We start from the raw sequence: 18,533 nt of genomic DNA, 5'->3' as shown, positions 1-18,533 counted from the left end.
CCCAGAACATCCCATTCATCACACTGCGGTGTTCAACATGTGGACGTCCTGCCTGCCCTGAACGTACAGGGGGCAAACAAGATTCTATCAATATCCAAGCATCATCAGAAATGTCGTAACGTGCCACCATTTTGTTCCTGCATCGAAATCAATCAGATAATAATACTATTAATTGATATTAAGGGACACAGCCTAGTTCAGATAAACATTTTGCCATTTCCAAGTACAATAATCTGCGTTCGTTGAAGAGCCATACTGTTCAGATCAATCGTGATAAACTTTACATTTATTACAGCAAAAACTTAAATGTGATTGGCTAAAATTGAACTCAATATCAAGAGATAAATAAGATGAATAATAAGTATAAATTAATTTTTTTGGCGATTGGTAGTGCCCTATTGACCGGATGTGTCATTAAACCTGATCATAATAAAGCAGATATTATTGATGTTCGTGTCCTGGCTATGAATGACTTTCATGGTGCGCTAAAAGCACCAGATACCAACAAGTCAGGTGGTATTGAACATATGTCCACACTAATCAAGGAATTAAAGAACGAGAAACCTAACAATATTGTGGTTGGTGCTGGTGATATGATCGGTGCAAGCCCATTACTCTCTTCAATGTTCCATGATGAGCCAACGATTGAAACGCTATCCAAAGTAGGTTTGGAAGCAACCGCTGTTGGTAATCATGAGTTTGATAAAGGTAAGGATGAACTGCTGCGTAAACAGAATGGTGGCTGTCATCCTGCAACTGGTTGCCAGGGGTCAGAGCCATTTACGGGGGCGAAATTCCAGTATCTGGCAGCAAATGTCACCGTCAATCAAACAGGTAAGACACTATTTCCTGCATATATCATTAAACAATTTGAAGGCATTCCGATAGCTTTCATTGGTCTGACTCTGGAAGGAACTCCAGAAATCGTGACACCAAGCGGAACCGAAGGTTTGAGCTTCGCTGAAGAAGTTAAAACCATTAATGCTTTAGTACCTGAGCTACAGAAACAAGGTGTTAAAGCAATAGGCGTTCTGATTCATGAAGGTGCTGAACAAAAAAGTGATGGCAAGCCGATTGATGTGAATGCCTGCAATGCTTTAACCGGCGAAGTGTTGCATATTGTTAATCAACTGGATAAAGAGATTGATTTCGTCATTACTGGTCACACCCATCAGGCATATAACTGTGTGATTAATGGTAAGCCAGTCACTTCTGCACAGGCTAATGGCGAGTTAATAACTAGCTTGGATCTAAAACTGGACAGATCCACTAAGGATATTGTGGATTTTAAAGCGGAAAATATTTTGGTTGATAACCACAAATATGAAAAAGATCCAGAAGTGACGAAGGTATTGGATGCATATGAAAAAATAGCCGCTCCATTGGCAAACCGGGTCATTGGTAAGTTGGATAGCAATCTGAATAGGCAAACTAATCGTGCTGGTGAATCTTCACTGGGTAAAGTGATTGCAGATGCACATTTGTATACTGCTGCATCTAAAGAGAGTGGCGGTGCCCAAATTGCATTTATGAACAGCGGCGGTATTCGTGCTGACATGACTAGCGGTGAGGTAACTTATAATGCTATCTACGCTGTTCAGCCATTCTCCAATATATTATTAACTAAGACACTAACCGGTGAACAAATTAAACGTCTGCTGGAACAACAATGGGATCGCTCACGCCCACAAATTTTAGCGGTTTCTAATGGCTTTGAATATCAGTGGAATAGCGCCAAACCAGTAGGCAATCGTGTTATTACCAGCTCAATAAAAATCAATAGTAAACCCATTGAATTAAATGGGAAATACCGTGTAGTTGCTAACGAATTTCTGGCAACAGGGGGAAGTAATTTCTCTGTATTTAACGAGGGTATCGATCCTATATATGATGTGCCAGATGTTGACGCTGTAATAAAATATTTCGCTGAAAAATCTCCCATTGCTTATCCTAAACAAGATCGCATCATTAATGTGAACGAAGAATAATTACCAACCTATTTCGTTAGGTTATGTTATTAACAATACCAGACGAAATAGGCACAGCGGATACATATATCGCTTCCCTCTGTAACCGCGATCTACAACCCTTTTCCGGTAGTGAAAAGGGCAAAAAAGCAGTCACACAAAAAACGACTATCAGGCGACGTATACATCTACGTCGCCTTTTAGTAACAGTTCCCCGCCCAATTAGGCATAGGTATCTACACGAAATGAACGTTTATAAATCACATGGCCGCTTTAAAGATCGAAACAATCTCTTCATGGGTAGCTTGAGTGGGATTAGTCAAACAACATATATCTTTCAAAGCATTAGTTGCTAACTCTGGTAAATCTTTTAGTTTGACATTCAGTTCCGCTAGACCCGACGGAATACCAATATCTTTTAACAACTTACGAATTTCAGCAATACATGCCGCAGCCCCTTGCTGATCATTCATAGCGTTCACATCTATCCCCATCGCAGCGGCAATATCTTTCAAACGACCCGCAACCGCTTTGGCGTTGAACTCTTGAACGTGCGGTAATAAAACAGCATTGCATATACCGTGTGGTAAATTATAAGTACCACCCAATTGGTGAGACATGGCGTGAACATACCCCAATAATGCACTATTAAACGCCATACCCGCCAAGAATTGTGCATAAGCCATGTTTTCACGTGCTTCTATATTGCTCCTATCTGCAACTGCCTGACGTAAAGAGTGACTAATCATTGAGATTGCTTTCAATGCACAAGCATCCGTTATTGGGTTAGCCTCAGTAGAAACATAGGCTTCAACCGCATGAGTCATTGCATCCATTCCAGTTGCGGCAGTTAACCCTTTCGGCATTCCTACCATCAATTCTGCATCGTTCACAGACAAAACAGGTGTTATTTTCTTGTCAGCAATGGCCATTTTAATATGGCTTTCAGTATCGGTAATGACACAGAAACGTGACATTTCTGACGCAGTACCCGCAGTAGTATTGACTGAGATTAATGGCAAATGCGGTTTAGATGAACGACCAATACCTACATAATCCCGGATATCTCCTCCATTAGCAGCAACCAACACAATCGCCTTTGCACAATCATGCGACGAACCACCACCTAAAGAAATAACACAATCGCTATTATGCTGACGCAGAATATCCAAACCTTCCTCAACGTTAACTGTCGTCGGATTCGGATTGGTACCATCATAAACCGCATTCTCAATATCAACATCAGATAATAAAGATTGAACTTTTGCTACTACTCCAATTTCATTTAAAACATGATCCGTCACAATTAATGCTCGCTTATAACCATCGCCTTTCATCGCATTTATCGCTTCAACCAAACAACCCGCACCAAACATATTTACTGAGGCCATAAAAAAAGTCGTAGTCATCATTGATAATTCCTTAATATTAAAATAGTTTTAGAATGAAAATATATAAAAATTAAAATTTAAAAATCACCTAATGGAACTACAGATCATTGCTCTTGCAATAAACATAAATAATAGTTCTATTTAAACCACATAATTCAAAAAATATAAATATATACACCGGTAGAGTTAACATGATGTTTATTAAAATAGATATTTGATAATTTTCCCTCTTGGTAATATATGTAATTGATAATATAATAAATACAATAATCGATAAGATTAATATACCCGTTATCTTTCAAATTGCCTCTTTGTTGGCTGCGCTCGCTCACCCCGGTCACATAGTTTGCTATGCTCTCGGGGATTCACTCCCTTGCCGTCGCGATGCATCTTGAAATCCGTAGGGTATATATCAATTCACAAAATTATTACTTAGGAGTTTATTTTGCCCTCTAACGAAATATTTAACCGCCTGACTGCATTACTCGATAACCATCATGCCAGCTATCGGGTGATGGAACATCCAACCGCCGGACGTTCCGAAGAAGTTGCAAAAATCCGAGGTACGCAACTTGGACAAGGGGCAAAAGGGTTAGTTTGCCATGTTAAAGGGGAAAGATTCCGTCAATATGTACTCGCTGTACTACCTGCGGATCAACAAGCAGACCTCTCTTTACTGGCAAAACAGATCGGTGGCAACCGCGCCTCACTGGCAAGCCCTAAAGAAGTTTTTGAGCTGACTCAATGTGTGTTTGGCGCTATTCCACCTTTTAGTTTCCATCCAGACCTGAAACTAGTCGCAGACCCTTTATTGTTTGAACGTTTCGATGAACTGGCTTTTAATGCCGGCAGCCTTGAACGCTCAGTGATTCTTAACACTAAAGATTATCACCGAATTGCACAACCTGAATTGGTGAGTTTTCACCGGGTAGAGTAAATACCATTGCGAAAGATGATATTTATCAAATAGCCTATGGAAATAGGCTATTTAAGATAATATTCTAAACATATTCATTTAAAGTGGTGACTATCCCGCCCCAATAAATCTATATCACTAGATAAAGTCATTATTATTGCTACATTATATAAACATTAAACAGAGAGGTATAATTATCAAATACCATGAATATCTAATTATTCACTACTGAGCCATATACAAAAATTTATCAATTACATTATGGGATAATTCCCTACCCCAATAAAGGTGTCTTTTGATAGGAATTTTCAATTATTTTTAATTTCAGAACCTTTATTTCAATTATCAGCATAAAATGACATGTCAATTATATTAATGTTGTATCGGCAACAATTTAATATGCCTATTCATTATATTTTATTAAATACAAGAACCCACACTCACTGTATTCTCATATCGCATTCAAAAAGAAAGATGACGTTTTTTTAAAATAAAGTTTAAGGAATAGAGAAATATGACTCATAAGTTAGTTACAGGTGCAACCTTTTTCGATAGAAAATACTTCCTAGGTGAAGCGCACCATTATCCAGAAAACGATATCATTATTCCATTGCCTTATGATCTCAACGATAGATTCCGCTCAGTAAGAATTGGAACATTATCAAAAGTTTATGCATGGCGTCACCAGAGCGATTGGGAACCAGGTCAACGCTATCGTGAATGGGAATACGATCATCCAGATATTGATAGAGAAATTAGAGGATTATCTAAGTTCAAAGTAGCACCAAAAGATACCTGTCTGGTTGCATTAAGACTTATTGATGATACTTATTCAGGTATTAAATTCTCAATGTTCACGAATACACATTGCGTGGGTCCAGTTGAAACAACAACTGATGATGATTATGCACTGGTTGGTATTCTGCCATTTGAGACCGAGTTAGTCACTGCCATTGCAATAAGAAATACCAGTACTGGAGTATATATTAATAACGGATCATTCTATTTCTATCGTGATGCAAATGGTATTGTTACTATTGATGAGAAAGCTAATTTCCCTAAAAATCTCAGAATAGTTAATGTAGGTGGCAATCGTTTTGATATTCATATTATCAGTACCGATTTTTCTAACTAATCCGGTCATAATGTAATAATAATTAACCGTCGTTTTCAGACAGGCTACGTTCTGAAAATTTAAGCGACACCGTTGCGGAATATCATCAAAAACCGCAACGGTGTATTCATTTCTGCCAAGACAATAAATTTTTAACTATGAGTTAGCTATTCACTGTTTTTCATGAAAATTTATAATTAAAAAATTAAGTTAAGTTATACCATGAACAATGATCATAAGCTATTTCCTTTGAGATAAATACTTCCCTAACGATTAATTCTAAAAATTATAGAAAAATCCAACCATTACGTTATTACATATCTGAATCTAGATATTTTCATAATATTATTAATTAAAAACAATCTCATAATATCTACTCAAAACAACAAACATGAAAAATACTCACAATTAAATTGAATACTAAACTTAATATGCAAGACTCACTAAAAGTATCAAATTTTCATATTTCAAACAGTCAATTTGACTATGTTAATATGATTATTAAGATATTATTCGGTATTTTTTAAACAGCTTTACTTTATGCATTTTTATGCTAATTTTAATATTAACCCATCGAATATTATTCTTTTTTTGACTAGATATATCACATCTAAAAAGGAGGAATAAATAAATTATCAGCAGCAAATGTTACATAGAAAAAGCCAATTTGTACAAATAGTAGAAACGAGCGGATACTATATATTTCACATTAATACTTCAAGAAAAGCATTACATAGGAGTTTGTTAACGGAAACATTTTTTCTTGGCAACCTATACCCTATGGATTTCAAGTTGCATCGCGACGGCAAGGGAGCGAATCCCCAAGAGCATAGAGAACTATGTGACCGGGGTGAGTGAATGCAGCCAACAAAGAGGCCGCTTGAAAGATAACGGGTATATATATTACTTACATTAACTTTAAGGAGTAAAAGAATGACAGAAGAATTAATTACCGGCGTCACATTTTTCGAAGAAAAAAACTATCAGGGTAAGTCACATGATTACCCAGAGCTCGATAAAATTATATCGCTCCCTTCCAACCTTAACGATAAATTCCGTTCAGTAAAAATTGGCAAGTTATCAAAAGTCCATGCGTGGCGCCATTATAACGATCCAGAGAGTAAATATTATGAGTGGGTAGTCGATAATCCAGATATCGATAGAGAAATCAGAGGATTATCTAAATTCAGAATTATGCAGAAAGATACAAAACTGGTTGCCCTAAGAATCATCGATGATACTCATTCAGATATAAAATTCTCTATGACCGTTAAGATATTTAATGGAGAAGAACAAGAAACAATCGACGTTAACGCAACAACAGATGATAATTATACTGTCGTTAATGAACTATTGGTACAGAAAGAGATAGTCACTTCAATTTATGTAAGAAATGTCAACACCGGAGAATATATTGGTAACGGGTCATTCTATTTTTCTTATGATGCTGTCGGTATTGCAACTGTCGATGAAGGTCTCAATTTCCCTAAAAATTTGAAGCTGGTTCATGTAGGAAATAATCGTTTTGATTTTCACATTATCAGTACTGATCCTATTGCTTAATCCGGGATTAATGTGACAATCATCACTCTCAGACAAGTCATATTCTGAAATTTAAGCTACGCCGTTGCGGTACTTTTGTTAAAAAAATCGCAACGGCGGATTCCAATGATCGCGGAAATTAAAACCACATCATATCTGATATGGACTCCCCACGTTCCTGATCAATCGATAATAATCGGGCTTACTCCATCCATTCGGTATGGAAAATACCCTCTTTATCAGTACGCTTATAAGTATGAGCACCAAAATAATCACGTTGAGCCTGAATTAAATTGGCGGGCAATACAGCAGAACGATAACTATCGTAGTAAGAAATAGCAGCGGAGAACGTGGGGGTTGGAATACCATTCTGCACCCCATACGAGACAACATCACGCAGCGCTTGCTGATATTCATCAGCAATTTTCTTAAAGTAAGGTGCCAGCAATAGGTTAGCAATATCCGCATTTTCGTTATACGCGTCAGTAATTTTTTGCAGGAATTGAGCGCGAATAATACAACCCGCCCGGAAAATCCCGGCAATTTCACCGTAATTAAGATTCCACTGGTACTCATCAGATGCCGCTTTCAATTGCTGAAAACCCTGAGCATAAGAGACAATTTTACCCAAATAAAGCGCACGACGAACTTTCTCAATAAATTCGGCCTTATCACCTTTAAAGGGTTGTGCTTCCGGCCCGCTCAAAACTTTAGCCGCAGCAACTCGTTGATCTTTCAGAGAAGAGATATAACGTGCAAATACTGATTCTGTGATCAATGTTACTGGAATACCTAAATCCAAAGAGCTTTGGCTGGTCCACTTACCCGTACCTTTATTTGCTGCTTCATCCAAAATCACATCAACCAAATATTGGCCTGCTTCATCTTTCTTACGGAAAATATCAGCAGTGATTTCAATCAAATAGCTACTCAATTCGCCGTTATTCCAATCAGTGAAAATCTCAGACAGTTCTTCATTACTCAGATTTAGGGCATTCTTCAATAAAGAATAGGCTTCAGCAATGAGCTGCATATCACCGTATTCAATGCCATTGTGAACCATTTTCACATAATGGCCGGCACCATCCGGGCCAATATAGGCCACACAAGGTTCACCTTCGGCTTTAGCCGCAATTTCTTGCAGAATTGGCGCTACCAATTCATACGCCTCTTTCTGACCGCCAGGCATAATAGATGGCCCTTTCAATGCCCCTTCTTCACCACCGGAAACCCCGGTACCGATAAAATTAAAACCTTGAGCAGAAAGCTCGCGATTACGACGGATAGTATCCTGAAAATAGGTATTACCCCCATCAATCAAAATATCACCTTTATCCAGATGTGGCGTCAGTGAAGCAATAGTTTTATCGGTTGCTTCGCCAGCCTTAACCATGAGCAGAATACGGCGCGGTTTTTCCAGTGAATCGACAAATTCTTCGATAGTGTAACTTGGAACTAATTTCTTCCCCGGATTTTCGGCGATCACTTCGTCAGTTTTATCACTTGAACGGTTAAATATAGATACGGAATAACCACGGCTCTCAATATTTAGCGCCAGGTTACGCCCCATCACCGCCATACCGACAACACCAATCTGCTGCTTGGACATGAATAACTCCTGTCTGATGATAATTCTGCACACCAATAATATACCCGTTATCTTTCAAGTTGCCTCTTTGTTGGCTGCACTCACTCACCACGGTCACATAGTTACCTATGCTCCCGGGGATTCGCTCCTTGCCGCCGCGATCCATCTTGAAATCCATAGGGTATAATTAGCGTGCAATTTGTTAATGTGATCACATGTTAACTCAGGATCAGTCCTAATGGATAGTTATTGATGCCATCGATACCGCTACACCTCATTTTTTGGAAAAAACTTCCCAAGATGAAAAATCAACTATTGAAATTTGATGAGTCAATGCCCATTATTCATTATTCGGCATGAGCCGTCATATTAAAAGGTAAAACAAACTGTATGGAATGGATCGCTGATCCGACGATATGGGCTGGACTGGTTACTCTTATCGTTCTAGAAATTGTCCTTGGAATCGACAACTTGGTCTTTATTGCCATTCTGGCAGATAAACTTCCTGAAAAACTAAGAGACAAAGCAAGAATTACAGGTCTGAGTTGCGCATTACTGATGCGTGTCGTACTGCTTTTTAGTCTTTCCTGGCTGATAACGCTAACTCATCCATTAATTACGCTTTGGGAACATCCATTTAGCGCCCGCGACCTGATTATGCTGATAGGTGGTCTTTTCTTACTGTTCAAAGCGACGATGGAGCTTAATGAACGGCTGGAAGGTAAAGATGCCCACTCAGGACAGCAACGCAAAACATCTAAATTTTGGACAGTTGTCGTTCAGATAATTGTCCTTGACGCTGTATTCTCGCTGGATTCAGTGGTTACTGCTGTTGGTATGGTAGACAACATCGGTATCATGATCGCGGCAGTCACCATTGCGATGTTCCTGATGATACTGGCAAGTAAACCGCTGACCACTTTCGTCAATGCTCACCCGACTATCGTTATTCTCTGTCTGAGCTTCTTATTGATGATCGGTTTCAGTCTGGTAGCCGAAGGTTTTGGTTATCACATCCCCAAAGGTTACTTGTACGCCGCTATCGGCTTCTCCATTATGATTGAAGCCTTAAACCAATTTGCTCAGTTTAACCGCCGTAGGTTTCTTACTGCTTCCCGTTCACTACGTGAAAGAACAGCGGAAGCCGTTTTACGCATCCTTAGTGGTAAGCATGAAAATGCAGAATTGGACAATCATACCTCTAATCTGATTTCTGATAATCAGGAAGTGTTTGATCCACAAGAACGTCAAATGATTGCCAGAGTTCTGGGTATGGCGCAGCGCAACGTCAACAGTATCATGACTTCCCGTCACGACGTGGAGTACCTTGATATTCATGCACCAACTGAAAATCTGACGCAAATACTGAGTAAAAGTCCTCACACACGCATTGTGGTAACAGATGAAAATATCAGTGACGAACCATTAGGTGTTGTCCATGTTATTGATTTATTGAATCAACAACTTAACCAACAACCTTTCGATTTACATTCGCTGATAAAACAACCGCTGATTTTCCCTGAACAGCTTTCACTACTCCAAGCATTGGAGCAGTTCCGCCAGGCACAAACTCACTTCGCGTTTGTTGTCGATGAATTTGGTTCTGTGGAAGGTGTGGTGACTTTGACCGACGTAATGGAAACTATCGCGGGTAATTTACCGGTAGATGGCGAAGAAACTGATGCCCGCCATGATATTCAAGCAACTGAAAATGGTGGTTGGATCGCCAATGGCTATATGCCGCTGGATGATTTGATCCTTTATGTCCCTTTGCAATTGGATGAAAAACGTGAATATCAAACCTTGGCAGGTTTATTAATGGAACATTCACAACATATTCCACAACAAGGTGAGCAATTACAGATTGATAATTATCTGTTTGAACCGTTGGAAGTAACTAGTCACCGAATTAATAAGGTAAAAATTACCCCTCTGGCGTCAGAGGAAGAAAATAAAGAATAACTCAGTGTTATTGATCACTCATCGTATCTGCCATCACTGAGTTTTTCTTCGGAAACAAAATAAAACCCGGTCAGTTTAAACTGTACCGGGATTTTTTTTAACCTTTGCTATCAATACTATATTCGGAACTACTCTATGCGGAACTTTATGCGGATACGGTTAATGATTTATCTAACTAAATTAAATAACTTTGTATTTAGAACAAAAAAAAAGCCATAGCTTCTCAATTCAGTAAACTTCATATACACTTGCCAATCAATAATATTATTCATTAACTCAAAAGGATATTATATGAATATAACTCTCGCTGATGTTGATAAAGACAATTATGAAGATGTCTGTGATCTAACAGTAACCGATGAGCAATGTGAATATGTCGCAGATAACGTATGGTCACTGGTTGAGTCAAAATTCAATCCTTCATACCAAACACGTGCAATTTGCTTAGACGACAAACCTGTCGGATTTTTTATGTGGGTGCCTGAAACAGATCAAAAGACATCAATTTGGCGATTTATGGTGGATCAACAACATCAAAACAAAGGTATTGGACGCCAGGCAATGCTGCTAGCCCTTAATGAAATTAGGCAAACAAATGGATTAAAAGAAATAGAAATCTGTTATAAGCCAAGCAATACTGTAGCGAGCAACTTTTACGCCAACTTTGGCTTTGTTGAAGTCGGCATGGATGAAAAAAATGGAGAGATGTTAGCAATTATTAAAATTTAACTCACAAGTTGAAATCTACCCTTGTACTGAAATTGACTGCTCAGATAACTATTATAGGTAACTATGCTCAGACAGCTATAAGCATTCATTTAAGCATCTGATTAAACACAATAGTCAACTACCAGAATTGAGCGGTCAAATCAAGCATGAATTATTAATACAGCTAATTACTGCTACGTTCAACCCAATCGTTAATAGCCTGTTTTACTTTGTTCTCCAACTCATTATGCAACAATTGCTCAATATCCAAGTTGTATTGCAGATTACTCCAATTACCGTAAACCCGCAGTGGTACTTTCATTTTCCGCAGACGGCTAACCAATTCATTATCTTTGCCCCATCCTTGTGTTATCTGAACTTTTAAAGCGACATCAACATCTTGTTTAAGTAGATTAGCCTTACCCTGTCCATCAATATTTAGCAGATCGGATACCGCATGAAGCCGACTGATTTTTATATCACCTCGATTCAGTACCGCTTTAACATCAAGCTTTTTGGCGCGGGTAAAGTTATCCATATTATCAGGGATATTCACTTTATCCGTTGCACGAGCAACGGATTGCTGGATTAACTGGGGGATATTTAATCCATACATTTTGGCATCAACTAAACTGAAATTAAGATCACCCTGCCAAATATGCGAAATCGCATAACCATCATACCCTTTACCAGAAAGATCCCCATTCAGATTAAATTTACCGCTAAATGCTTGTGGTAAAGAAAATGCTTTGAGTACCGGTTCCAGTTCTATATTCCGCAGTAAAGGTTTTGCATGTAACTTAAGTTGATTACCCGTTGCATCTAAAAAAATCGGAATAGAGAAATCACCACCAAATAATTTGCCATTCAGAGTAGAAATTTCAGCAATACCACTATTACTTGTCGCTTTCAATATCAGGTTATCGATCTCCATTCCTCGATAAACAAATTTATCCGCATTAATAGTTACATTAGCATTAAAATCATTTAAAAATGCAACGTTATAATCAGGCAGGTCTGAGCTTGAAACGGCGATCACAGGTTTAGCTGAACTATTCTCCATCCGGTAATAGCGTTTAACCTCCGAGCCATCTTTAGGAAGCAAGTTCCATCCCATCAGATTATCTAAATTCAGTTTTTGGGAAGATAAATCGATCTGATAATCCGCATGAGTCCCCAACATTGCTTTTATACTGCCATGCAGTTCACTCTCATTAGCGGTGAAACTTAGCGTCTGTAAAGAAATTATTTGCGGTCCATCTGTCGTCTCTTTTTGATAAACAGCATGTACTTTTCCTGAACCACTAATTCCTCCCGTAGGTATACCTGCGCCTTGGAGTTGATAGTCAAAGGAATCAATATTACCCGCAACACGATATGGATAATCAGTAATATCGACATCCGCATTAAGATTGAAAGCCAAATCTTGCTGATCCTTACTGACTTTGCTACTTAATCCCACGCTGATATGGTTTTGGCCATCCCGTTTCATTTGCAGATTAATATCGCGGACATTTAACTGCTCATGATCATCTCGCTGCCAAATAAGTAAACTATCCGCGATCTTAATTCTGGCAATATCAAGCTTCCAACCCTCACCCTTCGCAACAGGATTAGCTGTACTCTCTTTTGGTGCAATAGGGGTATTCCCTTTTTTCTGAGACTGACTCTCCGGGGTTACTCTCAATATCGCCCCTTTCAGCATCACCTCTTTAACAGCAAGCTGGTGAGAAAGAAGCGGCCACAATTCCACATCAAGACGCATATTTTCTGCCGTCACTGTTGGCTGCGCCGCTCCTGGTGCCGTTAATGACATACGCCCAGTAATGATGCTCAGTTTTGGCCAGACATGCCAGCGCATACCATCTTGCAGGACGAGTTGGTAGCCACTCTTCTTTTGCACCTGCTTGACCATATAAGCACGAAAGTCATTCGGGTTTACTAACATGACTAATGCTGCCAGACCAGTAATAATCACAACCAGCAAAATAATCAGTGTCGTCAGTAATCTCTTCATGACTTCCTCAGCTTTTTTTGTCAAAACAGTCAATGCAACTCAATAGCCGATAAAAATATTAATCTTCATCAATACGGCTACCCACCGCACCTTGTTGGTTTTTATATTTCGCATCTTGACGACGGTTATATGGACGGTCAGCAGAACCAGACAACGGCTCAAAACTCAAAGCACCGATAACCATACCCGGACGTAACGCCAGAGGCAATTTACCGGAGTTATAGAATTCGAGAACAATCTGACCATGCCAACCCGGATCAATCCGGTGTGCCGTCACATGCACCATCAACCCAAGACGCGCAAGAGAAGAGCGGCCATCAAGCCAGCCCACCAAATCATCCGGCAATGTGACGGATTCCAGCGTAACAGCCAGTGCCAACTCGCCAGGGTGGAGGAAAAAAACCTCATCGTCAGACAAGATAATTTCATCACTCATCACACGATCAAGCGCAGCACTGACCTCATCTTTCGGCCCACTCAAATCAATATATGCCGCAGTATGACCACAGAAAACACGAAACTGATTCCCAAGGCGCACATCAGCAGTCGCTCCGTTAATGCGTTCAATCGGCGGACGTGGAGCAATGACCAATTTACCTTCATCAAGCCATTTAATAATGTCGCGGTCACAGAGTCGCATTATTTCCTCTCAAATACGATGATGCTTATCAATTCAATGCCTGACAAGCAAAGTTTTATTATTCGCAGAACTGACCAATTTTGGCTTTCAATATATCAATCGCTACTCGGTTTTTACCTCCGCGCGGCACAATAATATCTGCATATTGTTTTGATGGTTCAATAAATTGCAGGAACATTGGACGCACAGTTTTATGATATTGCTCAATCACCGAATCCAGCGAGCGTCCCCGTTCATGCACATCCCGTTTAATACGACGCATAAGGCAAATATCCAATGGCGTATCAACAAAAATAGAGAAGTCCATCTCCTGACGCAAGCGTTTATCAGTCAATAACAGAATACCCTCCAGAATAATAACCCTTTTCGGTGCAAAATGAATCGCTTCTGGTTTACGAGTATGAGCAACATAATCGTATTGGGGTAATTCAATTGATTCACCCATTTTCAGCGCTTGCAGGTGAGAAAAGAGCAGATTGTGATCCATTGAGCTTGGATGGTCATAATTAGTCTTATAACGCTCTTCCATTGATAGATTGCTCTGATCTTTATAATAGCAATCCTCTGGTATAATGCCGATATTGTGATCACCAACCTGAGCGCGTAATTCACGATAAAGTGTATTAGCGATGAGACTTTTACCTGAGGCAGATGCACCAGAAATTCCTACAATTGTGCACTGATATGCTTCGTCAGCCATAATAGAGATAACCTGATTCTAGAAAAAAATGGGAACAAAGCACTTATGAGTGCTAAGTTTGGCGAGATTATAGGGAGTTAATGGTATCTGTTCCAGTGCAAACAAGATAAGTCTCACTTTTTTCGAGGCGTTTCGCATAAAAACTATGTAACGAGGAAAATCGTAACGAGGGAAATCAGACAAGCACGCTTTCCTCCATGAAAAAAACGGGCAATGAAAACATCCACCACCCGTTATCATCAATCAAATGCCAACATTAAACAGCACGGAACGAAATTTCTGTTGGTATCTTCTCACCTTGCCAGTACATCTGTGCTGAAATATTCGCGGCAATTTCGCGATAAATATCGGTAAATTCACTATCAGGATCACTGATAACAGTTGGTTGCCCACGATCAAGGTCTTCACGCAACGAAATATGCAGAGGGATTTGTCCCAATAAGTTACAGTGATATTTAGCCGCCAATTTTTCTGCTCCGCCCGTACCAAAGATAGGTTCCGAATGACCACAGTTGCTACAAATATGCACACTCATGTTTTCAACAATCCCCAGTACAGGCACCTTCACTTTCTGGAACATGACGATACCTTTCATTGCGTCAATCAAGGCAATATCCTGAGGCGTTGTTACCACCAGCGCCCCCGTTACTGGGATGTTTTGTGACAAAGTGAGCTGAATATCACCGGTTCCTGGTGGCATATCAATAACCAGATAATCAAGATCCGGCCACAATGTATCCTGTAACATCTGCATCAATGCCTTACTCGCCATTGGGCCACGCCATACCATTGCATTATCATCTGTTACTAAATAACCAATAGAGTTAGTGGCAAGACCATGCGTCATGATCGGTGCCATATGCTGCCCGTCAGGAGAAGTCGGGCGCTCTTTAGAGGTTCCCAACATACTCGGAACAGAAGGGCCGTAGATATCTGCATCCAGAATACCAACCTTTGCCCCTTCCTGAGCCAATGCCAGCGCCAAGTTCACGGCTGTGCTGGATTTACCCACCCCACCTTTACCTGAGCTGACAGCCAAAATATTACGGACGCCATTAATTCCCGGCAGATCATTAGCACGACGTAATGTGCTGATATCATGGATCAATTTCCACGCTACCGATTTTGCGCCAGTTACCGCCTGTAATTTTTCCGTTGTCGCCGCTTTTAACGCCTTAAAACCGCGTTGCCAGACAAACGGCATCAGTAATTCAATGTGCAAGACACCATCAAGCATCGTACAGTGATGTAGCGCCTTCAATGTTATCAAATCACGTTCTAGTGTCAGGTGTGTAAAAGTAGCAAGTATTTTTGTTACCTGAGATTTCAGCAGGTCAGGATTGGTCTGCTCGGGGGATTGTGAGTTCATCCCGGCTCCTTTAATGATTATCATTAGCTAAAAACCATCTTTCCATCATAACAGAACCCAATGCGTTCGGATAAGATTGGCGATAAAAACCCACTTCCTGCTCACTAATTCAATTTTTATCCCACAAAACTCACTGAGATTAAACCTTACCCTAGCGACAATTTTTTTGATCGGTTAACATCAAACTTCCTTTTTCACTTATTGGAAGTCAGATCCTTACTATGTCTCAAGTCGCAAAAAAATTATTGGTGACGTGCGCGTTACCATATGCTAACGGTCCAATCCACCTCGGTCACATGCTGGAACATATCCAAGCAGATATTTGGGTCCGTTTTCAACGAATGCGCGGCAAAGAGGTTCACTTTATCTGTGCCGATGACGCTCATGGAACGCCAATCATGCTGAAAGCTCAGCAAATGGGTATTGCTCCTGAAGAGATGATCGCAGCGGTGAACCAAGAGCATCATCAGGATTTTACTGGCTTTTCAGTGAGCTATGATAACTATCACTCTACGCATAGTGAAGAGAACCAAGCATTCTCAACTAAAATCTATTTCGAACTGAAGAAAAACGGCCATATTAAGAGTCGTACTATTTCTCAGTTATATGATCCTGAAAAGAATATGTTTCTGCCGGATCGCTTTGTCAAAGGTAGCTGCCCGAAATGTAAGGCGGAAGATCAGTACGGCGATAATTGCGAAGTTTGCGGTTCAACCTACAGCCCAACTGAGCTAGTCAACCCACGTTCTGCCGTCTCCGGCGCGACGCCAGAAATGCGTGAAACAGAACATTTCTTTTTCGATCTGCCCGCATTCAGTGACATGTTGCAAGCCTGGACCCGTTCCGGCGCATTACAGGAACAAGTTGCCAACAAAATGCAGGAATGGTTTGAATCCGGTTTACAACAGTGGGATATCACCCGTGATGCCCCCTATTTCGGCTTTGAAATTCCTGACGCGCCGGGCAAATATTTCTATGTCTGGTTGGATGCTCCTATCGGTTATATGGGCTCTTTCCAAAACCTGTGTGACAAACGCGGAAATCTAAGCTTTGATGAGTTCTGGGCAAAAGATTCCACCACCGATCTGTATCATTTTATCGGTAAAGACATTGTTTATTTCCACAGCCTGTTCTGGCCGGCTATGTTGGAAGGCAGCGGTTACCGTAAGCCAACCAACGTATTTGTTCACGGCTATGTCACCGTCAACGGTGCGAAGATGTCCAAATCCCGAGGTACTTTTATTAAAGCCAGCACTTACTTGGATCATCTGGATGCAGACTGTTTGCGTTATTACTATGCAGCCAAACTCTCTGCTCGCATTGATGATATCGATCTGAATCTGGAAGATTTTGTTCAGCGTGTTAACAGCGATATCGTTAATAAAGTTGTTAACCTGGCCTCCCGTAATGCAGGCTTCATCAATAAACGCTTTAACGGCAAGCTGGCGGATAAACTGGCTGATCCGGCGCTCTACCAACAATTTATTGATGGAGCAAAGGTGATTGCAGAAGAGTTTAATAACCGCGAATTCAGCAAAGCAATCCGCGAAATCATGGCACTGGCTGATTTGGCAAACCGTTATGTGGATGAGCAAGCGCCGTGGGTAGTGGCAAAAGAAGAAGGCCGTGATGCCGATCTTCAAGCTATCTGTTCAATGGGCATCAACCTGTTCCGCGTTTTGATGACTTTCCTGAAACCTGTTTTGCCAAGTCTGGCAGAACGCGCAGAAGCTTTCTTAAATACAGAACTCACTTGGCATGGTATTGAACAACCGCTACTAGATCATCAAGTTTCTGCCTTTAAAGCCCTGTTCAACCGCATTGATATGGATAAAGTGGACGCTATGGTTGCAGCATCTAAAGAGAGCATCAACACACCACAAAAAGTCAGCGGTCCACTGGCAGAAGATCCGATTCAAGACACCATCACCTTTGATGATTTTGCCAAAGTTGATATGCGCGTCGCCCTTATTAAACAGGCTGATTTTGTCGAAGGCTCAGATAAGTTGCTGAAACTAATGTTGGATCTTGGTGGCGAAACCCGTCAGGTATTTTCGGGTATCCGCTCCAGTTACCCTGATCCAAAAGCACTGGAAGGCCGTTTAACCATTATGGTTGCTAATCTGGCACCACGCAAAATGCGCTTTGGTATTTCGGAAGGGATGGTTATGGCCGCCGGACCTGGCGGAAAAGATATCTTCTTACTCAGCCCTGACAGCGGCGCACAACCCGGTATGCAAGTGAAATAATAGTTAATTTATTTCATTAATATTTTTACCCTCGGGGATCAGCAATGATCCCCGCTTGATTTTAATGTGAGCTTTGACATCCTTGTATTTTGGATTTACCCAGAACATCACTTTCAACATGCCAGCGAGCAAGTCGTGAAAGCTGCCAGTAAATTAGAGTCTTCATTTCAAAATACTTAGTAAGGACTATTACTGAGGTGACTGGTATCCAGCTTGTACCTTGAGAATCGGTTTTCTGGGCAAACTTTTTCGTTAATTGTCGAATAAGGGCCAATAAAGGGCCAATAGAAGATAGACCTGCACTTGGATTTTTTAGCTGTTTTGTGTTGAACAAGTCAACTACCGTACCTTGGTTTTGATCCTCTTTTAT

Annotated in this window: 14 protein-coding genes; 7 read left to right on the top strand and 7 right to left on the bottom strand. The window is 40.4% G+C overall.

What is annotated here, in order from left to right; all coding sequences use genetic code 11:
• The first annotated feature begins 350 nt into the window (after positions 1-350).
• On the top strand, positions 351-1,988 hold the full coding sequence (locus EAE91_RS15235) for a bifunctional metallophosphatase/5'-nucleotidase (protein WP_214089239.1): 1,638 nt from the start codon (positions 351-353) through the stop codon (positions 1,986-1,988).
• A 239-nt stretch (positions 1,989-2,227) separates the two neighbouring features.
• On the opposite strand, the gene yiaY is transcribed toward EAE91_RS15235, so the two are convergent.
• The gene (yiaY, locus tag EAE91_RS15230) at positions 2,228-3,379 is read right to left on the bottom strand and encodes an L-threonine dehydrogenase (protein WP_214089238.1); all 1,152 of its coding nucleotides are present in this window, start codon (positions 3,377-3,379) and stop codon (positions 2,228-2,230) included.
• A gap of 424 nt (positions 3,380-3,803) precedes the next feature.
• On the opposite strand from yiaY, the gene EAE91_RS15225 reads away from it, so the two are divergent.
• The 3 genes from EAE91_RS15225 (at position 3,804) to EAE91_RS15215 (ending at position 6,951) form a co-directional block, all read left to right on the top strand.
• Complete coding sequence (locus EAE91_RS15225; protein WP_214089237.1) at positions 3,804-4,295, top strand: YbaK/prolyl-tRNA synthetase associated domain-containing protein; 492 nt, start codon at positions 3,804-3,806, stop codon at positions 4,293-4,295.
• Positions 4,296-4,788: 493 nt separating this feature from the next.
• Positions 4,789-5,409: a beta/gamma crystallin domain-containing protein gene (locus EAE91_RS15220; RefSeq protein ID WP_214089236.1), complete on the top strand. Its 621-nt coding sequence runs from the start codon at positions 4,789-4,791 to the stop codon at positions 5,407-5,409.
• A gap of 912 nt (positions 5,410-6,321) precedes the next feature.
• Positions 6,322-6,951, top strand: coding sequence for a beta/gamma crystallin domain-containing protein (locus EAE91_RS15215; protein ID WP_214089235.1), 630 nt, complete (start codon positions 6,322-6,324; stop codon positions 6,949-6,951).
• A 181-nt stretch (positions 6,952-7,132) separates the two neighbouring features.
• Here the strand turns inward: EAE91_RS15215 and gndA are convergent, their stop codons facing one another.
• Positions 7,133-8,539: an NADP-dependent phosphogluconate dehydrogenase gene (gndA, locus tag EAE91_RS15210; RefSeq protein WP_214089234.1), complete on the bottom strand. Its 1,407-nt coding sequence runs from the start codon at positions 8,537-8,539 to the stop codon at positions 7,133-7,135.
• On the bottom strand, positions 8,490-8,684 hold the full coding sequence (locus tag EAE91_RS15205) for a hypothetical protein (RefSeq protein WP_214089233.1): 195 nt from the start codon (positions 8,682-8,684) through the stop codon (positions 8,490-8,492). The genes gndA and EAE91_RS15205 overlap by 50 nt, the downstream gene beginning before the upstream one ends.
• 224 nt (positions 8,685-8,908) lie before the next feature.
• Between EAE91_RS15205 and EAE91_RS15200 the strand changes: the two genes are divergently transcribed.
• Positions 8,909-10,480: a TerC family protein gene (locus EAE91_RS15200; RefSeq protein ID WP_214089232.1), complete on the top strand. Its 1,572-nt coding sequence runs from the start codon at positions 8,909-8,911 to the stop codon at positions 10,478-10,480.
• A 291-nt stretch (positions 10,481-10,771) separates the two neighbouring features.
• The gene (locus EAE91_RS15195; RefSeq protein ID WP_214089231.1) at positions 10,772-11,209 is read left to right on the top strand and encodes a GNAT family N-acetyltransferase; all 438 of its coding nucleotides are present in this window, start codon (positions 10,772-10,774) and stop codon (positions 11,207-11,209) included.
• A 163-nt stretch (positions 11,210-11,372) separates the two neighbouring features.
• Here the strand turns inward: EAE91_RS15195 and asmA are convergent, their stop codons facing one another.
• From asmA to apbC, 4 genes are all read right to left on the bottom strand, one after another.
• On the bottom strand, positions 11,373-13,205 hold the full coding sequence (gene asmA, locus EAE91_RS15190; protein WP_214089230.1) for an outer membrane assembly protein AsmA: 1,833 nt from the start codon (positions 13,203-13,205) through the stop codon (positions 11,373-11,375).
• Between the two features lie 58 nt (positions 13,206-13,263).
• The gene (gene dcd / locus EAE91_RS15185) at positions 13,264-13,845 is read right to left on the bottom strand and encodes a dCTP deaminase (protein WP_036777925.1); all 582 of its coding nucleotides are present in this window, start codon (positions 13,843-13,845) and stop codon (positions 13,264-13,266) included.
• Positions 13,846-13,903: 58 nt separating this feature from the next.
• Positions 13,904-14,545 (bottom strand): uridine kinase, encoded by a 642-nt coding sequence (udk, locus tag EAE91_RS15180; RefSeq protein ID WP_036777923.1) that lies wholly within the window; start codon positions 14,543-14,545, stop codon positions 13,904-13,906.
• 256 nt (positions 14,546-14,801) lie between these two features.
• The gene (apbC, locus tag EAE91_RS15175) at positions 14,802-15,914 is read right to left on the bottom strand and encodes an iron-sulfur cluster carrier protein ApbC (RefSeq protein WP_214089229.1); all 1,113 of its coding nucleotides are present in this window, start codon (positions 15,912-15,914) and stop codon (positions 14,802-14,804) included.
• Between the two features lie 221 nt (positions 15,915-16,135).
• Between apbC and metG the strand changes: the two genes are divergently transcribed.
• The gene (gene metG, locus EAE91_RS15170; RefSeq protein WP_214089228.1) at positions 16,136-18,163 is read left to right on the top strand and encodes a methionine--tRNA ligase; all 2,028 of its coding nucleotides are present in this window, start codon (positions 16,136-16,138) and stop codon (positions 18,161-18,163) included.
• Positions 18,164-18,533: the final 370 nt, after the last annotated feature.

It is taken from the genome of Photorhabdus noenieputensis (assembly GCF_018448935.1).
GTDB lineage: Bacteria > Pseudomonadota > Gammaproteobacteria > Enterobacterales > Enterobacteriaceae > Photorhabdus > Photorhabdus noenieputensis.
Note: the sequence above shows the minus strand (reverse complement) of the source record. Positions and strands in the feature narration are given on the sequence as shown.